The sequence below is a fragment of the Alishewanella longhuensis genome (assembly GCF_014653435.1).
GTDB classification, from domain to species: domain Bacteria; phylum Pseudomonadota; class Gammaproteobacteria; order Enterobacterales; family Alteromonadaceae; genus Alishewanella; species Alishewanella longhuensis.
Map to the genome: position 1 here is coordinate 175,788 of NZ_BNAO01000002.1, position 18,315 is coordinate 194,102.

Consider the following 18,315-nt stretch of genomic DNA (forward strand, 5'->3'; position numbering starts at 1 on the left):
AGCAGACAATGCGCAAGACCCTCATCGCCGCCGCAATCATAGCCGCAGGCGTAGCTGGCTATTATGCCATCAATAAAACATCTTCACCTGCAAGCGTAAACCTGAGCGAGCTGGAGTACGTTCCTGCTGATACAGCATTGTTTTCCGGCCAGTTTACCGCCATTGATCTGGTGTCGTATTTAAAAAGTCTTGGCATGTCATCTGAGCAGTTAAACAATGATGAAATGCAACAGGCCATGGCGGCATTATCCGCAGAATCGTCGCCAGCAGTGAAATTTGGTGTTGCACTGTTTCAAGACTATATGACTATTCTGGGTGCACCAGATGATTTTGTAAAAAACACTGGTATCGCCGCAAAAACTCGCTCTCTTACCTATCTGGTAGGTGCAGCACCAGTAGCACGCTTTGAAGTAACAGATGCTGCCGCCTTTCAGGCATTTTTTGAGCGTGCAGCAGCGAAAAGCGGTGTTATTTATCAAACCCAACAATTAGCCGGGCATAGCTATCAGGTTTATTCATTAAGTGAATTACTCGATGGCTTAGAACTATTGGTTAGCGTTGATCGCGGTTGGGGCACAGTAGCGCTGCATAGCAGTAAGCTACCAGAAACACACCGTGCTCAAGCTTTAGCACAACAAAAACCGACGCAAAACCTGGGCAATAACAGCAAGCTTGCTGATATCAGTAAGAAGTACCAGCTAAAACAAGATGGTTTAGGCTTTTTCAGTACGGAACAACTCGGTTTAGCCTTTACCACAACCGACGGTAACCAACTGGCTAAAGATTTACAGCTAACTTTTACCGGTGGCTTACCAGAACCATTACACATTTGGCACACCGCAGAGTGTCGTGCCGATGTTGCCATGCTCACCAAAACCTGGCCAGGTTTAGTGATGGATGCGGAGATTAAGCAGCAAAATGCCTCTGGCATGGCGATGAGCAGTAAAATGCTATTTCCAACGGAGAGCAAAATTGCGCTGGAGGGGCTACAGGGCCTGCAAGGTTATATTCCAAGCAGCCTAAATGGTAGCCTGCACTCATCAATGTTCTATATGGCATTAGGGACTGAGATTAGTCAGCTAACACCCGCTATCAGCAAAATCTGGGCGGGTATGACAGATCTCAGCCTGAAGTGTGAACCACTAGTAGCCGTGCAGCAACAGCTGAAAGATCAAAACCCAATGATGATGTTAGCAATGGCAGGTATGGCAGCAAATGGTTTACAAGGCGTTTCTGTGACCATCAACGGCTTTAGTATGGATATGGCTACCGGCCAACCTACCTCTGCCGATGCGCTAATTACCTTATCTGCCGATAACCCGCAAGCGCTATTAGCCAATGCTAAAGCTATGGTACCGCCATTAGCAGGTATTACACTACCGGCGGATGGTGAAGAAATTTCTGTAGCGGAAATTTTCCCGCCCATCGCCATGATGGGTTTAGATGCCAGATTAAAAGCTAGCGGTAATCACTTATTACTTTATGTTGGCGACAAAGCGAAAGCGCAAGCCGACGTTATTGGCAAAGAAAAGCTCCGTAAAAATGGTTTAATGTCTTTCGGTATGGACTATAAGCAATTCTTTACTGCGATGTCTGACATGATCACCATGTCTGGCCAGCCAATGCCACCTGAGCTAGAGTCTATGATGAATACCGATATGCAGTTAGGTTTGTCTTTCGGCATTGATCAACACGGCGTGGTCATCGCTACTGATATGAAATTAGCGGAGTAATTCCTGCTAAGCTAACAGTAAAGCCAGAGCATTGCTCTGGCTTTTTTTATTTAGACTACTCGGTTACGTCTTGCCCTACTCGCCAACCAAGCATCCACACTGTAACAACATAAGGCCAGCCAAATTAAACCGAAGGTAAATAAGCGCTCTGCCGCAAAAGGCTCTTTATATAACCAGACACCAAAAACAAACATTAAGGTTGGGCCTATATATTGGAAAAACCCCATAGTAGATAACTGCAATCTGCGGGCTCCGGCAATGAAACACAGCAAAGGAACCGTTGTCACCAGACCTGCAGCAATTAAATAGGCATTTAAACCAAGGCTGTTTTGCGCGAAATTGGCAGCAGAACTATCGGCCAATGCCCACCAATACCACAAGGCTACCGGCAGTAATAACAAGGACTCGAAAAATAACCCTTTAATGGCATCAACCGCTAATTTTTTTCTTAGCAAACCATAAAGTGCAAAAGAGCCCGCTAGCACCAGGGCTATCCAAGGGACAGCGCCATAGCTGATGATTTGCCACAACACCCCGCTAGCTGCTAACACTACCGCAAACCATTGCAAACGCCGTAAACGCTCACCTAAAAACAGCATCCCAAGCAGCACATTAAGCAAAGGATTAATGTAATAGCCTAAGCTCGCATCCAGCATATGAGCATTATTTACCGCCCAAATAAATAACCACCAGTTACCGCCCAGTAACAGTGAAGAAAGCAGTAACCAAAGCAGTAATTTGGGCTTGGCTAATATCGCCAGCGTATCACGCCCTTGCTTTAGCAGTAAAATAACCAGCAGCAAAAGTAAAAAAGCCCAGACAATACGATGCACCAAAATTTCCGGTGCAGGGATGAAATCAATTTGCTTAAAATAAAGCGGGGCTATGCCCCAGAGGGTGTAAGCACTGGCAGCAAAAATACCACCAAGCTTTTGTTCACGCGTTAAAGACATACTAACTCCGCCATGCAAGCGGCGATTATAAAGCTTTACGCTCTGGCTGCCTAACCTAATCTGGAAAAATAATGCTCCAGAGCACATCGTCGTTTTGCAGGAATAGTTAGGGTGTGTTGACGTTTTATGCAAAAAATAAACCCGGCTTGCACCGGGTTTATTGTTAAATGGAAGGAAAAACTGATTACTCTACAGCAACAAAGTCATCTAACAGAATTAAACCTACATCACCGGTCAAACCTGCACCGTCACGCGCTATTGCGGTGTAGATACGGTTTGCCGCTAGGTCTAATGCTACAGGGCCTATTGCCGCTGTCTTGCTACCCGTTGGTGTTACCGTTACTACGTATTCACCGGCGTTTAATGATACATAACCTGTTTCTTGTTTAAACTCTACTGCAGCAAAGGCTGGCGTCGCCTCGCTAATATCGTTGGTTGCTGTGACATAGATATCAACCGGACCAGCCAGAGTAGAACCGTGGACGATACGAACCTGAGCTTCTGTTGCAATACGTCTTGGCATGTCGGCTAACACTAGCGGTTCAATACTGCCTTCACCTAAGGAACCCACCGCTAACACGCTGTAAAAGGCCCCTTTCATTAGCTCTAAATCAGCATTGATTACCACTACGCTGTTATCGGCTGCCGCAGCAACTTTAACATTGTAAGTGTCAGGCGCGACACCGACGTAATCGGTAAAGTTAGGGAAAGACAAGGCTTCAACCAATTTGATGCTGTCGTTCACGATAACATCAACCGCAGGAGCATCTGAGACGTTGTGCACTACACGCACTGAGGCGGTAGTATCAACATCGGTAATATCAAAGAAACTGCCATCCGGTGCAACGGCTAACAGCGATACCGGTGACATGCCTGACAATCGGTTATTTATTGCTGCAACAACCAGATCTGTACCACCAGCAAGTTCCAACGCACCTGAGTCGAATACGACTGTCTGTTCACCAGGTAGCGTGATGCGCACACGATAGTTACCCGCTGGCACCTCTACAGCACCGGTAAACTGTTTAAAATCTAAGGTTGCTAATGCCGCACCTAACGCATCATCTGGTGCGGTTACATGCACATCTACCGTCGGTGCAGCTGAGGCAGCATGTACCACTTGCAGGCGCACATTACCAGCAGCTAGGGCCTCAACATCTGAGGTTACAACCAGCGGCTCTAAGGTCTGCGCAGCGACTGAACCGACTGCAAATACTTTATAATTTGTGGCTTCTTCTAGCGTAAGATCCAAAGGTCCTATAACTGTGGCCGTGGCATTGCCCGGCAAGATAGCCTGTACTGCGACGTTGTATGTTGCAGGAGGCAAATCAAAATTATCAGAGCTTTGAGCGTACGCCAGGTTTTCGATTACCGGCTCGCCGCCCACCAGTACATTAACGTTAGGGGCATCGGAGGAGGCATGAATAACCCGAAGTGTGGCGTCAACCACAACTGGTGGTGGCGGTGGTGGTGGTGGCGGTGGTGGAACAGCCACCGGATCACTACTGCTGTTACAAGCACTGAGGGTCGCCAATACAGCGGCGGCTAATGAAAGCTTTAGGATTTTTTTCATTGTTGTTGCCCTTTAGTTGATTTAAGCGAAAAAACTTACGCGCTAAAAAACTTAAGCGATCAACAATTATTGTTGGTAAATTTCGGCTATTACGTTGCAAATTTTGCATAGATCCAAAAGCCTTTGTGAAACGTACTGCAACACCTTCCTTACAACATGATATGAGCGGGCATAGGTAAATAAGGCATTAATATCGTTTTACGCCAACCACTTAGATACTCTGGCGTTGGTAACAAAACGCGCTCAGCATCCGTCACCCGCCAGCACCAATTAAAAAATTCGTGTAATTGCCGACGCGTAGATAAAAACGAGGCCGGAATTTGGGTGGCGGCGGCGGCCTGTTTCACCGCCTGACCTAACTCGGCCAGCACCACTTTTTCACCGGCGAACTGCTCCAGATGATAAAAACGTTGCGGACACAACTCCGCTGGGATCCCTTTGGCAGTATCAATTAACTCAACCAAAAGCTTGGCATGGCGACGCATATCGCGACCAGCCATGCCAGGAATGTTCAGTAAACTCTCTGCAGAGGCAGGACGGCGTTTGGCAAGCTCTAATAGCTGCGCGTCTTTTGCCACCAAACCCAGGGCAAGATCACGGTTGCAGGCATATTGATAGCGCCAGCTGACCAGCTCCCGCAATACCGCCAGCTCGCGGCTGTTTAATTGGGTGCTGTTTTTCACTTCCAGGTATTTAAAAGCATCCGGTAGCTGTTGCTGCCGCCGCTTTAGTAATTGTTGCCCCTCTGCCAGTAACAACTCTAATTTTAAAGATACAGTAAATTCCGCTAGCAGCTTTTGATAAACGGGGAGCAAAAACTTCACATCGTTGGCAGCGTATTCGAGCTGCTTTTGTGCTAGAGGTCTGGCTAACCAATCGGTGCGGGACTCACTTTTGTCCAAGACTGCGCCGGTTAATTGCTCAACGATACGGCCATAACCGATACTAGCGCCCCAATCTAAAATCTCTGCTGCCAGCTGGGTATCGAACAAGGGGCAAATTTCAGTGATCCCAATAGTAGCAAAAGCTTCTAAATCTTCGGTACAGGAATGTAGGATCTTTGTGACCTGAGTTGCCGCGAATAACTGTTGTAATGGCTGCCAATCGGTAATGGCTAAAGGATCGACCAAGGCCAATTGCTCGCCATCGAACAACTGAATCAGGCCAAGCTTGGGTGCCATGGTGCTTTGCCGGATAAACTCAGTATCTACCGCCAGAAGGGGCTGTAATAGCGCTTGCTGGCAAAACTGGGCTAAACTCTGGTTATCACTAAGCAATGACATTATTAACTCTCTGTATCTACTGTGCTTACTATCTTCTGCCTCGCTTAGCCGAGGATAACAAACAGGATAAAGGTGACAAAAAAGCCGGCTTTAAGCCGGCTTTTTTTATTAACCGCGTAATTCGCGGCGCAAAATTTTGCCTACATTGGTTTTGGGCAGCTCGCTACGGAATTCTACCAGTTTTGGTACCTTGTAGCCCGTTAAATGTTGTTTACAATGGGCTATTACTTCCTGCTCAGTGAGTGAAGCGTCTTTTTTAACAATAAACACTTTCACCACTTCACCGGTCGATTCATTCGGGACACCAACAGCCGCTACCTCTAGCACCTTCTCGTTCATCGCAACGACTTCTTCGATTTCGTTCGGGAACACATTAAAGCCCGAGACTAAAATCATGTCTTTTTTGCGATCAACGATATAGAAGAAGCCTTGCTCATCCATACGGGCGATATCACCGGTATAGAGCCAACCGTTTTTAATGGTCTTCGCGGTTTCTTCCGGCCGGTTTAAATAACCTAACATCACCTGAGGACCCTGGACAATCATTTCACCAGACTCGCCCAGCGCCACGTCATTATCATTTTCGTCAACCAGACGGATATCAGTGGAAGGTGCGGGTAAACCGATACTGCCGTTAAAATCTTCCAGATTAAATGGGCTTAAGGTAACCAGTGGGCAGCACTCTGTTAAACCATAACCCTCTAACAAACGGGTTTTGGTCGTTTTTTTCCAACGCTCTGCCACCGGGCGCTGCACTGCCATACCACCGCCTAACGAGAGCTTCAGGTTACTGAAATCTAACTCAGCAAAACCTGGGGTATTCAGTAAGCCATTAAATAGCGTGTTAACACCGGTGATAGCGGTAAAAGGGAACGTTGCTAACTCTTTGACAAAGTTAGGCATATCACGCGGGTTGGTAATGAGAAGATTAGTACCACCGTGCTTAAAGAACACAAAGAAATTCGCGGTCAGCGCGAAGATATGATAAAGCGGCAAAGCCGTTACTACATTCTCTGTACCTTCATCCAGAAACTGATCTAAGAAGCCACTGGCTTGCTCCAGGTTAGCCACCATATTACGATGGCTTAACATGGCACCTTTTGATACACCAGTAGTACCACCGGTATACTGTAAAAACGCAATATCATCACCGCTGACCGTAGGCTTTTGCCAGCTTAAACTGGCGCCACGCGCTAAAACCTGATTAAAAGGGGTAAACGTTCGTAACTGATAAGCAGGGATTAACTTTTTAAGGTGTTTCACCACTAAATTGACAATAGTACCTTTTACGGTACCTAGCATATCGCCCATTTTGGTTAAAATAACATGCTCTAACTGAATATGCTTTTCCACTGCCATCAAGGTATGGGCAAAGTTTTCAACAATAATAATAGCTTTAGCTTTAGAGTCGGTAAGTTGGTGTTGTAACTCACGTGGCGTATAAAGTGGATTAACGTTAACCACGCTACAACCTGCGCGTAACACCCCCATTAAAGCGACTGGGTATTGCAGCAAATTTGGCATCATAATCGCTACAGCGTCGCCAGGTTTTAAGCCTAACTCATGCTGTAAGTAGGCAGCAAAGGCTTGGCTTTGTTTATCTAACTCACGATAAGTAATGCTTTTACCCATGTTGATAAAAGCAACCTTATCTGCAAACTTCTCAATGCTTTGACTGAAAATATCTAACAAAGAGGAATAATGATCAGGATCGATTTGCGCCGGAACGCCCTCGGGATATGAATTTAACCAGACTCTGTCCACCGTCTACTCCTTAATAAAGTTGTTATACTTAGCGCAAGCATTGATATTAAACTGCTAGTAAGCTTGGCTTTTTTATAGTTATTTTAGCTGCATTTAGGCAATTTGCGGTGTTATTGCTTGCTTGCAGCGGTTAATCTGAGTTTTTGCTCTAATGCCATCATCCCATAAATGGGCGAAACAGACAATCTGTCTACTATCTGCATTTTTACAACGTTACATACACCTGTAGGCACGATTCTTTAAACTAAGCCTCATTCTGGTGAATCCGCAGAGTTTGGTTTAACAAATTTCAACGTCATGCGATCGCTTTCACCAATACTTAAATAATAATCACGATCTTCCAACCCCAATGCTAGCGTTGGCGGTAAGGTATAAACCCCTTTGGTATAGTCTTTAGTGTCTTTCGGATTGGCGTTAATTTCACTAGTTGCCACCAACTGAAAACCGACCCGTTCGGCAACGGCAATTAAATAGGCTTCATCGGTATAGCCTTCTACGGCATAACTGGTCAATTCAGTTACTCTGGCGGCACGATGTTCAACCATACCCAGTACGCCACCGGGCTTAATGACCTCATACAAATTTTGCATGGTCGCCAACAAGTGTCCACGTTGATCCCAAATATGAGCATTGCGAAAACTCAGTACCATATCGAACTGGTTAGGTGCTAGTGCTGGAATAAACTGTGGCGGATCTAAAGCTACTCGGGCAATGGGGCCAAATTCTGCTGCTTGTTGCAAAATGCGTTGTTCTAACCGAGCGCTTAGACGGGCCCAGAACAAACTGCGTTCATCTTGAACGTTGCCACCATCTAGGCGAAAATGTGCTACGGTAAGTTGGCCTTGATCTTTTAAAAACGGCGCTAGAATTTCTGTATACCAGCCACGCACCGGCCAAAGCTCTAACACAGACATATGCGGCTCTATCCCAAAGAATGACAAGGTTTCAACGGGATTACGATATTGATTGCGGTGTAAATGAGCGGCACCGCGTTTTGGATTTTCGGCTAATTCAGTTAAACGTGCTTGCCACTGCTCCGAGGCGCTGGCAAAACTGCTGTTGCAAAATATGAAGTGCAGCAAACTTACTACTACTATGCTTGTTGTTATTTTTTTCATAGTTAAGACCTTGGATTAGCTTAATACTGTACTGACGGCCAGGTTGCGTAGCTCAAACGGCAGATTAATTACCAAATTCAGGCTATTAGCCCTAAGATAACGCCCTATTTGCCTAAAAGTCCAGCAAAAGCGCATCACACGCTGATGTCATATTTTTGCAACCTTGTCGCAAGCGGCTTGGTCTAAAACCGATGCTGCTTTAAACTAAGTTTGGTTTTATTCGATTATTAAGGTTACCAGATGCGCGCGTTATCATTTTTGTCGCTATTCGTATTAAGCAGCACAACGGCATTGGCTGCACCCAAAAATGTTATTTATATGATTGGCGATGGTATGGGGCCAGCTTATCTGACGGCCTACCGTTACTATCAGCATAGCAATGAGCATGGCACCAACGCCAGCAGACAGGCAGTTGCCAATACTATTTTTGATGATTTACTAACCGGCATGGCCAGTACTTACCCTGACGATGATACGCTGGTTACCGATTCTGCAGCAGGTGCTACTGCACTGGCGACCGGCGTGAAAAGTTTTAATGGCGCAATTTCGGTCAATCGTCAGCATATCCCTATTGGCACTATGATGCAGCTTGCTAAGCAAATGGGTAAAGCCAATGGGATTGTCGCCAGCTCCCAGGTAAATCATGCGACACCAGCAGCCTTTGTTTCACATAATGTGAGCCGCCGCAACCTTAACGCTATTGCCGATATGTATTTTGATTATCGGATTAATGGTAAGCCGGTAGCCGATGTCATTTTAGGTGGCGGTACCGATTACTTTGTCCGCGAAGATCGTAACTTAATAACCGAGTTTAAAAGCGAGGGCTATCAATATGCCGACAGCTGGCAGCAGTTAGACATTTTAACCCGCAAACCAGCAATAGCGTTGTTAGATAACGTAGGCTTACCCGCAGCGTTAAATACCAAGCAACCACGACAGCTCGCCACGCTGACTGAGAAGGCGCTGCAACTGTTAAGCCCGGCAGAGAAAGGCTTTGTATTGATGGTTGAAGGTAGTCAAATAGATTGGTGTGGGCACGACAATGATATCGCCTGTGCTATGGCTGAAATGCACGATTTTGCGCAAGCTATTGCTGTAGCCAAAGCCTATGTTGATGCTAATCCTGATACCTTGCTGGTAATTACTGCCGATCATGAAACGGGGGGGATGTCGTTAGGTGCCGATGGTAAATACCTGTGGTTGCCTGACGTTATTCAAAACGTAACCGCTACCGGCCGTAAAATTGCCGACGAGCTTAATGCAGCCAGTAGCGATGAAGCGGCCCTAAGTCGTTGGTTAGAGCTGACTAAAATCAAATTAACCACTGAACAACAACAACAACTGTTGGCACAGCGCGGTAAAGAGCAAAAAGACTTACGAGAAGTGGCAGTAGCATTAATAGCAAAATATTCTTATACCGGCTGGACGACCGGCGGTCATACTGCTGCAGATGTGCCGCTAATGGCTTATGGAAAAAACAGCGCGGATTTTCATGGCTTTATGGACAACACTGCCATTGCTAAACAATTACTTCGCTATATTAGCACTAGCCCACAATAACTTATTTGCAAAGATTGCTTTGTTTAAAAAGCCCAGTACATCCCTGGGCTTTTTTGCAACAACAGGCATTTACTCACTGCTTTGGCCGGTTAATTGCTCTCTTAGCTTTGGCGCACTTGTTGCGCTGTCCAACCAAATATTAAAAAATGCCGGGCCAAAGGCCGCGTCGTCTAATATTCCGGTTTTAGTGCCGTTAAAATAAAACTCTACAGACTTATCAGGTAACAGCACTGCAGCTAACTTATCGCCCTTCTTCACATCTTGCCACAGTGTTGCCAGTTGGTCAGCCCATTGCTGCTGTTGTTCATTGCTAGTTTGTTTCAACTTTTTCCATTCATCAACCGTCGCTTTGATAAATTGATCACGGCTTATATTGCGCTTGTAGGTAAGCTCTAATAACAAAGGCGTGCTTTGCTGATAGTTAACAAAACGTCCGTCCTCACTGGCAAGCCTGGCATCGTAAAGTTGCCATAACATATAACGATAACTCCCCTGCCCTACGGTTTCAAGCTCAGGTACAGCCATCAAGGGTGAAGACAAACTCAGGGCAAAAATTACGCTAAGTATTTTACGCATACCATCTCCTGCTATAACCAAAAAATACACCAAGCAAGCCCCACACTAGGGCTAATATCCCATAAGACCACAAACCCGCTGGAAAGCTCATTATGCCGTCGCTAAGCGCCGCACCGCCGATATAGGATAACGGACCGCCTACCGCTGCAAGTAGAAAGGCTAACCAAGGTTTAGTTAAAAAGCGACTCATCACTTCCACCAATGCCAGCGCAAAGATCCCCCAAAGCAAAATAAACCACAAGGGCAGCCAGGCTAGCTGGGCGAAACTTAAGACTCCAGCAAATACCAATAGGCTATCAACCGTAATACCTAGAGCGGCGGTGAGTAATACGGCAAACTGTGCTCTGCTTGAGGGGAGTTGCCACAGGCCATAGAACAAGTAAGCTAACACGGGCCAAAATAACAATTGCTGAAAAAAGACCAGTAAAAACCAACATAACTCAAAGCCGATCAATGCTCGCCACGGAACCTTGCTTTTCAATTCACTCATGATTGCTTCATCCGGGCAGCTAATTTTGAACGCATACCATAGGGCAGCAAACTTAACGCTCTTAGCAAATAACCGAGACGTCTTGGAAAACGCAGTCTTAATTTCCCGGCATTAATCCCGTCAAAAATCCGCTTAGCTGCCTTAGCAACCGGCATTAGAAAAGGCATAGCAAAATCATTTTTTTGGGTAAGGGGGGTATCAATAAAGCCTGGCTCGATTAAGCAAACGTTAATGCCGGTATTAGCTAAGTCCACCCGCAGACTTTCGGTAAAATAACTAACCGCTGCCTTGCTTGCACCATAGGCTTCGGAGCGGGTAAAGGGGAAAAAGTGTGCCATAGAACTAACAATTGCCAGAGTATTGCCGGCTTTAAGCCTTGGAAGTAACAATTTGGTGCTGGCGACAACCGCTTGAAAATTGATAGCAAAGGTTCGCTCAAACGCGGCTAAATCGAGATCAGTGGCATCTACGTATTCACAATTGCCGGCATTGAGCAACACCACATCAAAGTTAAGCGTGACAGGCAAGGTACTCAGCCAGATTTGCATCGCTGTCATATCGGTTAAATCCAGGCTTACCGGCACAATTTTGTCAGAAAATTGCATCGCTAATTCAGCTAATTTATCAGTAGAGCGAGCTAACGCGTAAACATTCCAACCTTGTTGGGCATAATAAAGCGCCGTTTCACGTCCTATACCTGAACTAGCACCGGTAATTAAAATTGTCGCAGACATAAGAACTCCTTTTGTAGTTTTGAGTTATACGTAAAGGAATAAGAACAGTTCAGCGTAAAGGTAAAATGGGTGGCGTAACTACGTAAACTGGCCGTCTAACTGAACATAAACAGTGTGACTTTAAAAATGTCACTAACAACGAGAATAGGAAAAGGAGGGAGAGAAACTAACACTGCAGCTATCAAAATTAAGCGTAGAGATCGACCCCCAACATTGCTTGCACTTCGCTACGACGTTGGTCATTTTGCAAGCTTTGGTATGCAGCAATAGCTCGCTCGTTTCTTTGTTCGCTGTTATCACGAAAAGACTGACGGTTACTCTGAGCTTCTCGCTCATTGTCTAAACGCTCAATAACATCACGATCAAGACGAATGCCAGCAGCTTCATTAACCACAGTTTCACGATCTGGCGTAAGGGCGCGCGTGGGCTGCGGCCGATTCGTTGCCGGATTAAGCAAACTGCTGGGGTTAATATTATTACTGGCGTTTATGCTCATTCGCGTAACTGCTCGGTTATTAGTGCCGTAATTATAGGCAACTTTTCTATCTATTTACCAGCGCTTTTAAAATTATCCACACAACTCCGGTACCGGCCTGAGCTCAGAGGACCGACCGGTACCGGAGTTGTGTGGATAAGTTTTAACGGCCGGGGAGTTTTTGCCAGGTGACTTCGTCGCGTACGTACACCGGCTCAGCCTGTTCAGCCGCTACAAAGTGGCCGTTTTGCCAGGCGCTGTTGGCAAAAGGCAGCATAAACTGAGCGCTGGGGTACAAAATATCTGTGGCAATATTAGCAGGCATTACGGCGTGTAGCTCATTAGCATAGGTTTGCCAGCCAGTACCAACCCCCAGCACCTCTGTATTGAAGGAAAGCGCTGTAATGGCTGCCGGCAAGTTGTCGGGCTTGGCCGCTACTTCGCTGCTAATCGCCTGCATTAAGCCTTGTTCATTCAATGCATAGGCGGCCAGATAAACTTCAGCCATTCGCGCATCAATAGCGGCAATCACTTGCTTCGAATCCCTTAGCTTAGCCGCAGCTTGCGCCATGGCAGCCAAGGTCGATACACCGTACAGCGGCACATCTACACCAAAGGCCAAACCTTGGGCGACCGATACGCCGATACGTACTCCGGTAAAACTGCCTGGTCCACGGCCAAACACAATACCATTTAACTGATTTAGGCTAATCCCGGCATCAGACAGTAATTGCTGCACCATAGGCAAAATACGTTTGCTATGTTGCTGCGGGCAAACTTCGTCTAATGCCAGCAGTTGGCCATGATAGCTCAGCGCTACGGAACAGGCTTCGGTGGAGGTATCTAAAGCTAAAAAGATCATGTATTTCCTTGTTGCAGCTGTCTTAAGAACTCGCTGGCTTCTGCCAGATCGCGGGTACGACGCATTGGCGGCAAGCTCTTTAAAAAAGTGGCACCATAAGGCCGGGTTACCAGTCTATTATCGCATATTACTAACACGCCGCGATCAGTAACATCACGAATAAGCCGCCCTACTCCTTGTTTTAAGGTAATTACCGCTTGTGGCAGCTGTACTTCGGCAAACGGATCCTTGCCACGCATAGCACAATCTTCACTGCGCGCCTGTAACAAAGGATCGTCCGGTGAGGCAAAGGGTAGCTTGTCGATAATGACGCAACTTAAGGTATCACCACGCACATCGACCCCTTCCCAAAAACTGCCAGTGCCCAGCAAAACGGCATTTTCCAGTTGCACAAATTGCTCCAACAATAAACGCTTCCCGGTGCTACCCTGCACCAACACAGGCTGGCGGATTTGCTCGGGTAGTGCCGCGGCCATCATCTGCAACATGCGGTGGCTGGTGAATAAAAAGAAGCAACGACCATTATTGGCGGTAATCAGTTCTATGGCCATGGTGAGCAGCGCATGCGCCATGGCTGGCTCGTGTGGCTCGGGCATAAAGCGCGGTACACAGAGCAGAGCCTGACTGGCGTAATCAAAAGGGCTTTCCAGCAATAAGGTATCAGCCGCTGTTAAGCCCATCTGCGCCTGATAATGCCCAAAACCTTCATCGACTGATAAGGTCGCAGAGGTAAAAATCCAGCTGCGTTGTTCCGCGAACACCAATTTATTAAATTTATCGGCAATACTGAGTGGCGTTAAGTGTAAACCCACATGCAACTTGGTGGTTTCAAACCACAGGCTCACCCCGGTTTGCTCAACTTGCAGTAGTTTTTGCAGTTGTGCTTTTAGCTGCGCTAAACGCTCATAGCAATTATCCAGCGTTTGGCTGCGCCCTAAGCTACTTTTAACAATCTGATACAGCATATCCAGCGCATCATTAATGCGAGTGATGGCGGTTTGCATGGCGGGTTGTTGATATGCTTGCCGCCAATTACCCCGGGCTGGATCAGCAGCAAATTGCAGGCGCCAATCGCGGGTTAAGCTGGCAACCTTGTCGGCCGCTTTGCTAAGCTGGATCACATCTCTTAGCTCGCTTTTACCCACTAACTCAATGTCTTTACAGAGATCCTGCAAAATACGGCTGGAGAAGTGCTCACCAAAATACTCGCTGGCGATATCAGGGATCTGGTGTGCCTCATCAAAAATCACCACTTCCATATCAGGCAATAACTCGCCAAAACCGGTGTCTTTTAACGCCAGATCGGCAAAAAACAAATGGTGATTCACCACCACTAAATCGGCAGCTTGCGCTTCTTTGCGCGCTTTTAATAAATGGCAGTCTTCATACACCGGGCAATCTTTGCCCAGGCAGTTGTCAGTGGTGCTAGTTACATAAGGCAATGCCTTGGAGTCTTCTGCAATATAGGTTAGCTCGCCAATATCGCCGCTTTGGGTCTCGGATGACCATTTCTTGATTAAGCTCAGATCAGAAATAAGCTGTGGATCCGCCACCGGCACATGCTGATAATGTTGCTCCAACCGGAACAAACACAGATAGTTAGAACGGCCTTTTAACAAGGCCGTTTTAATGGGCAGCGCCAGCGCCTGCAATACCGTCGGTAAGTCACGGAAATACAATTGCTCTTGCAGGTTTTTGGTCCCGGTTGATAACACCACCTTTTTACCCGACAGCAAGGCTGGTACCAAGTAGGCATAGGTTTTACCGGTACCGGTGCCAGCTTCTACTACTAAGGCGCCATCCTTTTGAATGGCTTTTTCAACGGCAATGGCCATTTGTAGCTGGGCGGCCCGCGGTTTAAAACCTGGGATCTGCTGCGCTAGCGTACCCTGTTCAGCAAAAGCACTGGCAGACTTAATCGCCATAACGCGACCCGCTGCCCACCGAAAAATTGAAATAGCTCACTTAAACTCCATCTGGCAACAAAAACCTGCGCCAGCTTAATTAATCCAATACCAGCAAATAAAAAGCTTATTATGCCTTGTTTATTGCTAAATTCAGACAATATTTTCACATTCGCACAGCTTGTAACCAAAGCCAGGCGCTAGCAACAAGATGGTGATTAATGGCAGGCTTGGCCAGGACAACTACTGATAGACTATTGCTGACAAAAAGTACCCAGTGGCTGACAACACTTTTTACGAATTTTCTGACAAGAATGATGCACCCAGCAAGGAAGGCAACGCAGCAGAGTAGCTAAACAAAAATATCCAGGTGACCGTCTTTATCAACATGCTGATCTTCTTCAGGGGTAGTATAAGGGGCTGGCGGGTACTCTTCGTTCTCGCCTTTACGTTTACCGTAGCGGCGCAAAATTAAAAACTTCTGCTCGTACTTATTTAGCGGTTCTAAACGTGCTTCTTTAAAAACAGGCAGCACTAGTCTCGGGTCCTGCTCTACTGGCGTGCCCGGGGTGCGCTGAATAAATGGCATAAAGACATCCATTATACACTCCTGTTTAATTAAGCTTACTGTTATAGGTTATCGGCTGCTATCCACACAACTTAAGTACCGCCCACAAATGACTATACAACATGAGCAATAATTAGACAAAGCAATACCTATATTTAATGGACAACTAAGAATACAAAAGATTCATAAATCACGAGATAAAAATAACAAATTGATATATATCAACATTATTAAAAAAGGTGTTTTTGAAACTAACAAAAAATGATTGCACTTTGTACTGCTCAGAGGTAACTTGTATAACATCAGATTACGAGTTAAATAATATGAATCGACCAACAGTAACACAGCACCACCATCATATCACCTAGCCTTCCGGCTTAGGCGGAGGGCTATTGTCTTGGCCTCCGGTGGACTTTGTTACAACCAACCCCGCAGGCCAAGGCCACGGGGTTTTTGTTTTTTAAATGATTAGTTTTTCGGGAGTAACCAATGAGTCCAGCGATTGAAAGTAAAAGATTACGTATCGGTATGCAAAAGTCAGGGCGCTTATCCACCGAGTCTCAAGCCTTGCTGACTAGTTGCGGCCTGAAAATTAACCTGCGCGAGCAGCGGCTGATTGCCCATGTTGAAAATATGCCGATTGATATCCTACGAGTGCGTGATGACGATATTCCCGGCTTAGTGATGGACGGGGTCTGCGATCTGGGCATTATTGGCGAGAATGTACTAGAAGAAGTGTCACTGCAGCGGCAAATTGACAATGAATCAGCAGAGTATGAGATCTTAGCAAGACTGGATTTTGGTGGCTGTCGTTTGTCTATTGCGGTACCGCAGGAAGAAGAATATCAGGGCACCAGCAGCTTGGAAGGCAAAACTATCGCCACCACCTACCCACGCTTATTAACGCGTTATTTAAAGCAGCAAGGCGTCAATGCTCGCGTGGTGATGTTAACAGGCTCGGTGGAAGTGGCGCCGCGCGCGGGTCTGGCCGATGCCATATGCGATCTGGTTTCAACTGGTGCCACTTTAGAAGCCAATGGTTTAAAAGAAGCCGAAGTGATTTACCGCAGCAAAGCCGTACTCATTCAGCGCAAAGGCTTAAGCGATGTGCAGCACTTAAAACTGATTAATAAGCTGATGCCGCGCATTCAGGGTGTAATGCAAGCGAATGAAAGCAAATACATTATGCTACACGCACCACGCGCCAAACTCGCCGACGTGATTGCGCTGCTGCCAGGTGCCGAAAACCCGACGTTGTTACCCTTAGTAGGAAATGACGCTATGGTCGCTATCCATGTAGTTAGCAGTGAAACGCTGTTTTGGGAAACTATGGAGCAATTAAAACAACTGGGCGCCAGCTCTATTTTAGTGTTACCCATTGAAAAGATGATGGAGTAAGGCATGCAACGCTTTAACTGGAGTCAACTTGATAGCGCTGGCCAGCTAACTGCGCTGGCCAGACCGGCCTTAGCCGATTCGGCTGATTTAGCGGCTAACGTCAAAGCGATTATCGCCAAAGTCAGAGCAGAAGGCGATGCCGCACTACAGCAGTTTAGCCAGCAATTTGATGGGCTGTCCGACAATCCGCTGCGCTTAAGCGAGGCTGAGCAACAGCGCTTACTTGGTTTACTACAACCTGAGCGCAAAGCAGCGATAGAACTGGCCTATGACAATATTCGTAAGTTTCACGCGGCGCAATTACCGCGCGATATTGAAGTAGAAACCAGCGCTGGGGTGATTTGCCAGCTAAAAAGCCGCCCGATCGGTAGCGTAGGATTATATATCCCCGGCGGCAGTGCACCCTTGCCTTCTACGGTATTAATGTTAGGCGTACCCGCCCAGTTAGCCGGTTGTCCGCGCACAGTGTTAGTCACGCCACCCGGCAAGCCAGCCGCAATTGATATTGCGCCTGAAATTATTTATGCCGCTAACCTCTGTGGTATTAGCGAGATTTATACCATTGGTGGGGCTCAAGCGATTGCTGCTCTGGCGTACGGCACAGCAAGTATTGCCAAAGTCGATAAAATTTTTGGTCCAGGCAATCGCTATGTGACGGAAGCCAAACAGCAAGTCAGCCAAGATGCCAAGGGTGCGCAAATTGATATGCCAGCAGGCCCCTCTGAAGTGCTGGTGTTAGCCGATGCCGAAGCTAACCCAGCCTTTGTTGCTGCTGATTTATTATCGCAAGCGTTAGTCAGCGATAGCAGCACCTTGTTGGATAATGTCGAAATTCAACTCGCTGCACAATTAGCGGCCTTACCGCGTAAAGAGATTGCCGCTCAGGCCTTAGCACATAGCCGAGCAATTTTAACCGCAGATCTTGCTACAGCGGTGGCAGTAACCAATGCCTATGCGCCCGAGCATTTAATCGTGCAAACGCGCGATGCCAGTGCGCTTACCGAGCAATTTGATAGTGCAGCCAGTATTTTTGTCGGTGCCTGGACGCCAGAATCTGCCGGCGATTATGCCAGCGGCACTAACCATGTGTTGCCAACCTATGGCTATAGCCGCACCGTGTCCAGTTTATCGCTAACGGATTTTTACCGCCGCTTTACCGTGCAGCAGTTATCAGCACAAGGTATGCGCAATATTGGCCCAGCCATTGTCACGCTCGCCGAAGCGGAAAGCTTAGAAGCGCACGCCAATGCGGTACGACTGCGTTTAGCTGCGCTAGAAAAAGCCGGCCAGAACACGGCAAATGACTAAGGCAAGCGACTAAGGT

Annotated in this window: 16 protein-coding genes; 4 read left to right on the top strand and 12 right to left on the bottom strand. The window is 46.9% G+C overall.

Annotated features, from left to right (window positions below):
- Positions 1 to 8 precede the first annotated feature (8 nt).
- On the top strand, positions 9 to 1,733 hold the full coding sequence (locus IE163_RS04815; RefSeq protein ID WP_189430782.1) for a hypothetical protein: 1,725 nt from the start codon (positions 9 to 11) through the stop codon (positions 1,731 to 1,733).
- 50 nt (positions 1,734 to 1,783) lie between these two features.
- On the opposite strand, the gene rarD is transcribed toward IE163_RS04815, so the two are convergent.
- The 5 genes from rarD to IE163_RS04840 form a co-directional block, all read right to left on the bottom strand.
- Positions 1,784 to 2,686: an EamA family transporter RarD gene (rarD, locus tag IE163_RS04820; RefSeq protein WP_189430784.1), complete on the bottom strand. Its 903-nt coding sequence runs from the start codon at positions 2,684 to 2,686 to the stop codon at positions 1,784 to 1,786.
- Between the two features lie 184 nt (positions 2,687 to 2,870).
- Positions 2,871 to 4,259 carry a DUF4397 domain-containing protein gene (locus tag IE163_RS04825; RefSeq protein WP_189430786.1) on the bottom strand — a complete coding sequence of 463 codons (1,389 nt, stop codon included), beginning with the start codon at positions 4,257 to 4,259 and terminating at the stop codon, positions 2,871 to 2,873.
- A gap of 149 nt (positions 4,260 to 4,408) precedes the next feature.
- Complete coding sequence (gene rnd / locus IE163_RS04830) at positions 4,409 to 5,542, bottom strand: ribonuclease D (protein ID WP_189430788.1); 1,134 nt, start codon at positions 5,540 to 5,542, stop codon at positions 4,409 to 4,411.
- 108 nt (positions 5,543 to 5,650) lie between these two features.
- Positions 5,651 to 7,306, bottom strand: a complete 1,656-nt coding sequence (fadD, locus tag IE163_RS04835; RefSeq protein ID WP_189430790.1) for a long-chain-fatty-acid--CoA ligase FadD — start codon at positions 7,304 to 7,306, stop codon at positions 5,651 to 5,653.
- A gap of 251 nt (positions 7,307 to 7,557) precedes the next feature.
- A complete protein-coding gene (locus IE163_RS04840) occupies positions 7,558 to 8,424 on the bottom strand; it encodes a class I SAM-dependent methyltransferase (RefSeq protein WP_229833437.1) in 867 nt (288 codons plus the stop codon).
- A 240-nt stretch (positions 8,425 to 8,664) separates the two neighbouring features.
- On the opposite strand from IE163_RS04840, the gene IE163_RS04845 reads away from it, so the two are divergent.
- Positions 8,665 to 9,984, top strand: a complete 1,320-nt coding sequence (locus IE163_RS04845) for an alkaline phosphatase (RefSeq protein WP_189430792.1) — start codon at positions 8,665 to 8,667, stop codon at positions 9,982 to 9,984.
- A gap of 69 nt (positions 9,985 to 10,053) precedes the next feature.
- Here the strand turns inward: IE163_RS04845 and IE163_RS04850 are convergent, their stop codons facing one another.
- The 7 genes from IE163_RS04850 to IE163_RS04880 form a co-directional block, all read right to left on the bottom strand.
- Positions 10,054 to 10,560: a chalcone isomerase family protein gene (locus IE163_RS04850; RefSeq protein ID WP_189430794.1), complete on the bottom strand. Its 507-nt coding sequence runs from the start codon at positions 10,558 to 10,560 to the stop codon at positions 10,054 to 10,056.
- The gene (locus IE163_RS04855) at positions 10,553 to 11,050 is read right to left on the bottom strand and encodes a DUF2878 domain-containing protein (RefSeq protein WP_189430796.1); all 498 of its coding nucleotides are present in this window, start codon (positions 11,048 to 11,050) and stop codon (positions 10,553 to 10,555) included. Before IE163_RS04855 ends, IE163_RS04850 begins: the two co-directional genes overlap by 8 nt.
- On the bottom strand, positions 11,047 to 11,784 hold the full coding sequence (locus IE163_RS04860) for an SDR family NAD(P)-dependent oxidoreductase (RefSeq protein WP_189430798.1): 738 nt from the start codon (positions 11,782 to 11,784) through the stop codon (positions 11,047 to 11,049). The genes IE163_RS04855 and IE163_RS04860 overlap by 4 nt, the downstream gene beginning before the upstream one ends.
- A gap of 187 nt (positions 11,785 to 11,971) precedes the next feature.
- Entirely contained in the window at positions 11,972 to 12,280 is a 309-nt protein-coding gene (locus IE163_RS04865; RefSeq protein WP_189430800.1) for a hypothetical protein, read from the bottom strand.
- A gap of 142 nt (positions 12,281 to 12,422) precedes the next feature.
- Positions 12,423 to 13,121: a tRNA (adenosine(37)-N6)-threonylcarbamoyltransferase complex dimerization subunit type 1 TsaB gene (gene tsaB, locus IE163_RS04870; RefSeq protein WP_189430802.1), complete on the bottom strand. Its 699-nt coding sequence runs from the start codon at positions 13,119 to 13,121 to the stop codon at positions 12,423 to 12,425.
- Positions 13,118 to 15,046 carry a DNA repair helicase YoaA gene (yoaA, locus tag IE163_RS04875; RefSeq protein ID WP_189430804.1) on the bottom strand — a complete coding sequence of 643 codons (1,929 nt, stop codon included), beginning with the start codon at positions 15,044 to 15,046 and terminating at the stop codon, positions 13,118 to 13,120. The genes tsaB and yoaA overlap by 4 nt, the downstream gene beginning before the upstream one ends.
- 331 nt (positions 15,047 to 15,377) lie before the next feature.
- A complete protein-coding gene (locus IE163_RS04880; RefSeq protein WP_189430806.1) occupies positions 15,378 to 15,626 on the bottom strand; it encodes a hypothetical protein in 249 nt (82 codons plus the stop codon).
- Between the two features lie 456 nt (positions 15,627 to 16,082).
- Between IE163_RS04880 and hisG the strand changes: the two genes are divergently transcribed.
- Positions 16,083 to 16,991: an ATP phosphoribosyltransferase gene (gene hisG, locus IE163_RS04885; RefSeq protein ID WP_189430808.1), complete on the top strand. Its 909-nt coding sequence runs from the start codon at positions 16,083 to 16,085 to the stop codon at positions 16,989 to 16,991.
- A gap of 3 nt (positions 16,992 to 16,994) precedes the next feature.
- Complete coding sequence (gene hisD / locus IE163_RS04890; RefSeq protein ID WP_189430810.1) at positions 16,995 to 18,299, top strand: histidinol dehydrogenase; 1,305 nt, start codon at positions 16,995 to 16,997, stop codon at positions 18,297 to 18,299.
- Positions 18,300 to 18,315 lie beyond the last annotated feature (16 nt).

What these genes read in the sequence shown, in the direction of transcription:
- IE163_RS04815 (WP_189430782.1), top strand. Translation starts at nt 9, where the DNA reads ATGCGCAAGACCCTCATCGCCGCCGCAATCATAGCCGCAGGCGTAGCT.
- rarD (WP_189430784.1), bottom strand. Translation starts at nt 2,686, where the DNA reads ATGTCTTTAACGCGTGAACAAAAGCTTGGTGGTATTTTTGCTGCCAGT.
- IE163_RS04825 (WP_189430786.1), bottom strand. Translation starts at nt 4,259, where the DNA reads ATGAAAAAAATCCTAAAGCTTTCATTAGCCGCCGCTGTATTGGCGACC.
- rnd (WP_189430788.1), bottom strand. Translation starts at nt 5,542, where the DNA reads ATGTCATTGCTTAGTGATAACCAGAGTTTAGCCCAGTTTTGCCAGCAA.
- IE163_RS04840 (WP_229833437.1), bottom strand. Translation starts at nt 8,424, where the DNA reads ATGAAAAAAATAACAACAAGCATAGTAGTAGTAAGTTTGCTGCACTTC.
- IE163_RS04845 (WP_189430792.1), top strand. Translation starts at nt 8,665, where the DNA reads ATGCGCGCGTTATCATTTTTGTCGCTATTCGTATTAAGCAGCACAACG.
- IE163_RS04850 (WP_189430794.1), bottom strand. Translation starts at nt 10,560, where the DNA reads ATGCGTAAAATACTTAGCGTAATTTTTGCCCTGAGTTTGTCTTCACCC.
- IE163_RS04855 (WP_189430796.1), bottom strand. Translation starts at nt 11,050, where the DNA reads ATGAGTGAATTGAAAAGCAAGGTTCCGTGGCGAGCATTGATCGGCTTT.
- IE163_RS04860 (WP_189430798.1), bottom strand. Translation starts at nt 11,784, where the DNA reads ATGTCTGCGACAATTTTAATTACCGGTGCTAGTTCAGGTATAGGACGT.
- IE163_RS04865 (WP_189430800.1), bottom strand. Translation starts at nt 12,280, where the DNA reads ATGAGCATAAACGCCAGTAATAATATTAACCCCAGCAGTTTGCTTAAT.
- tsaB (WP_189430802.1), bottom strand. Translation starts at nt 13,121, where the DNA reads ATGATCTTTTTAGCTTTAGATACCTCCACCGAAGCCTGTTCCGTAGCG.
- yoaA (WP_189430804.1), bottom strand. Translation starts at nt 15,046, where the DNA reads ATGGCGATTAAGTCTGCCAGTGCTTTTGCTGAACAGGGTACGCTAGCG.
- IE163_RS04880 (WP_189430806.1), bottom strand. Translation starts at nt 15,626, where the DNA reads ATGGATGTCTTTATGCCATTTATTCAGCGCACCCCGGGCACGCCAGTA.
- hisG (WP_189430808.1), top strand. Translation starts at nt 16,083, where the DNA reads ATGAGTCCAGCGATTGAAAGTAAAAGATTACGTATCGGTATGCAAAAG.
- hisD (WP_189430810.1), top strand. Translation starts at nt 16,995, where the DNA reads ATGCAACGCTTTAACTGGAGTCAACTTGATAGCGCTGGCCAGCTAACT.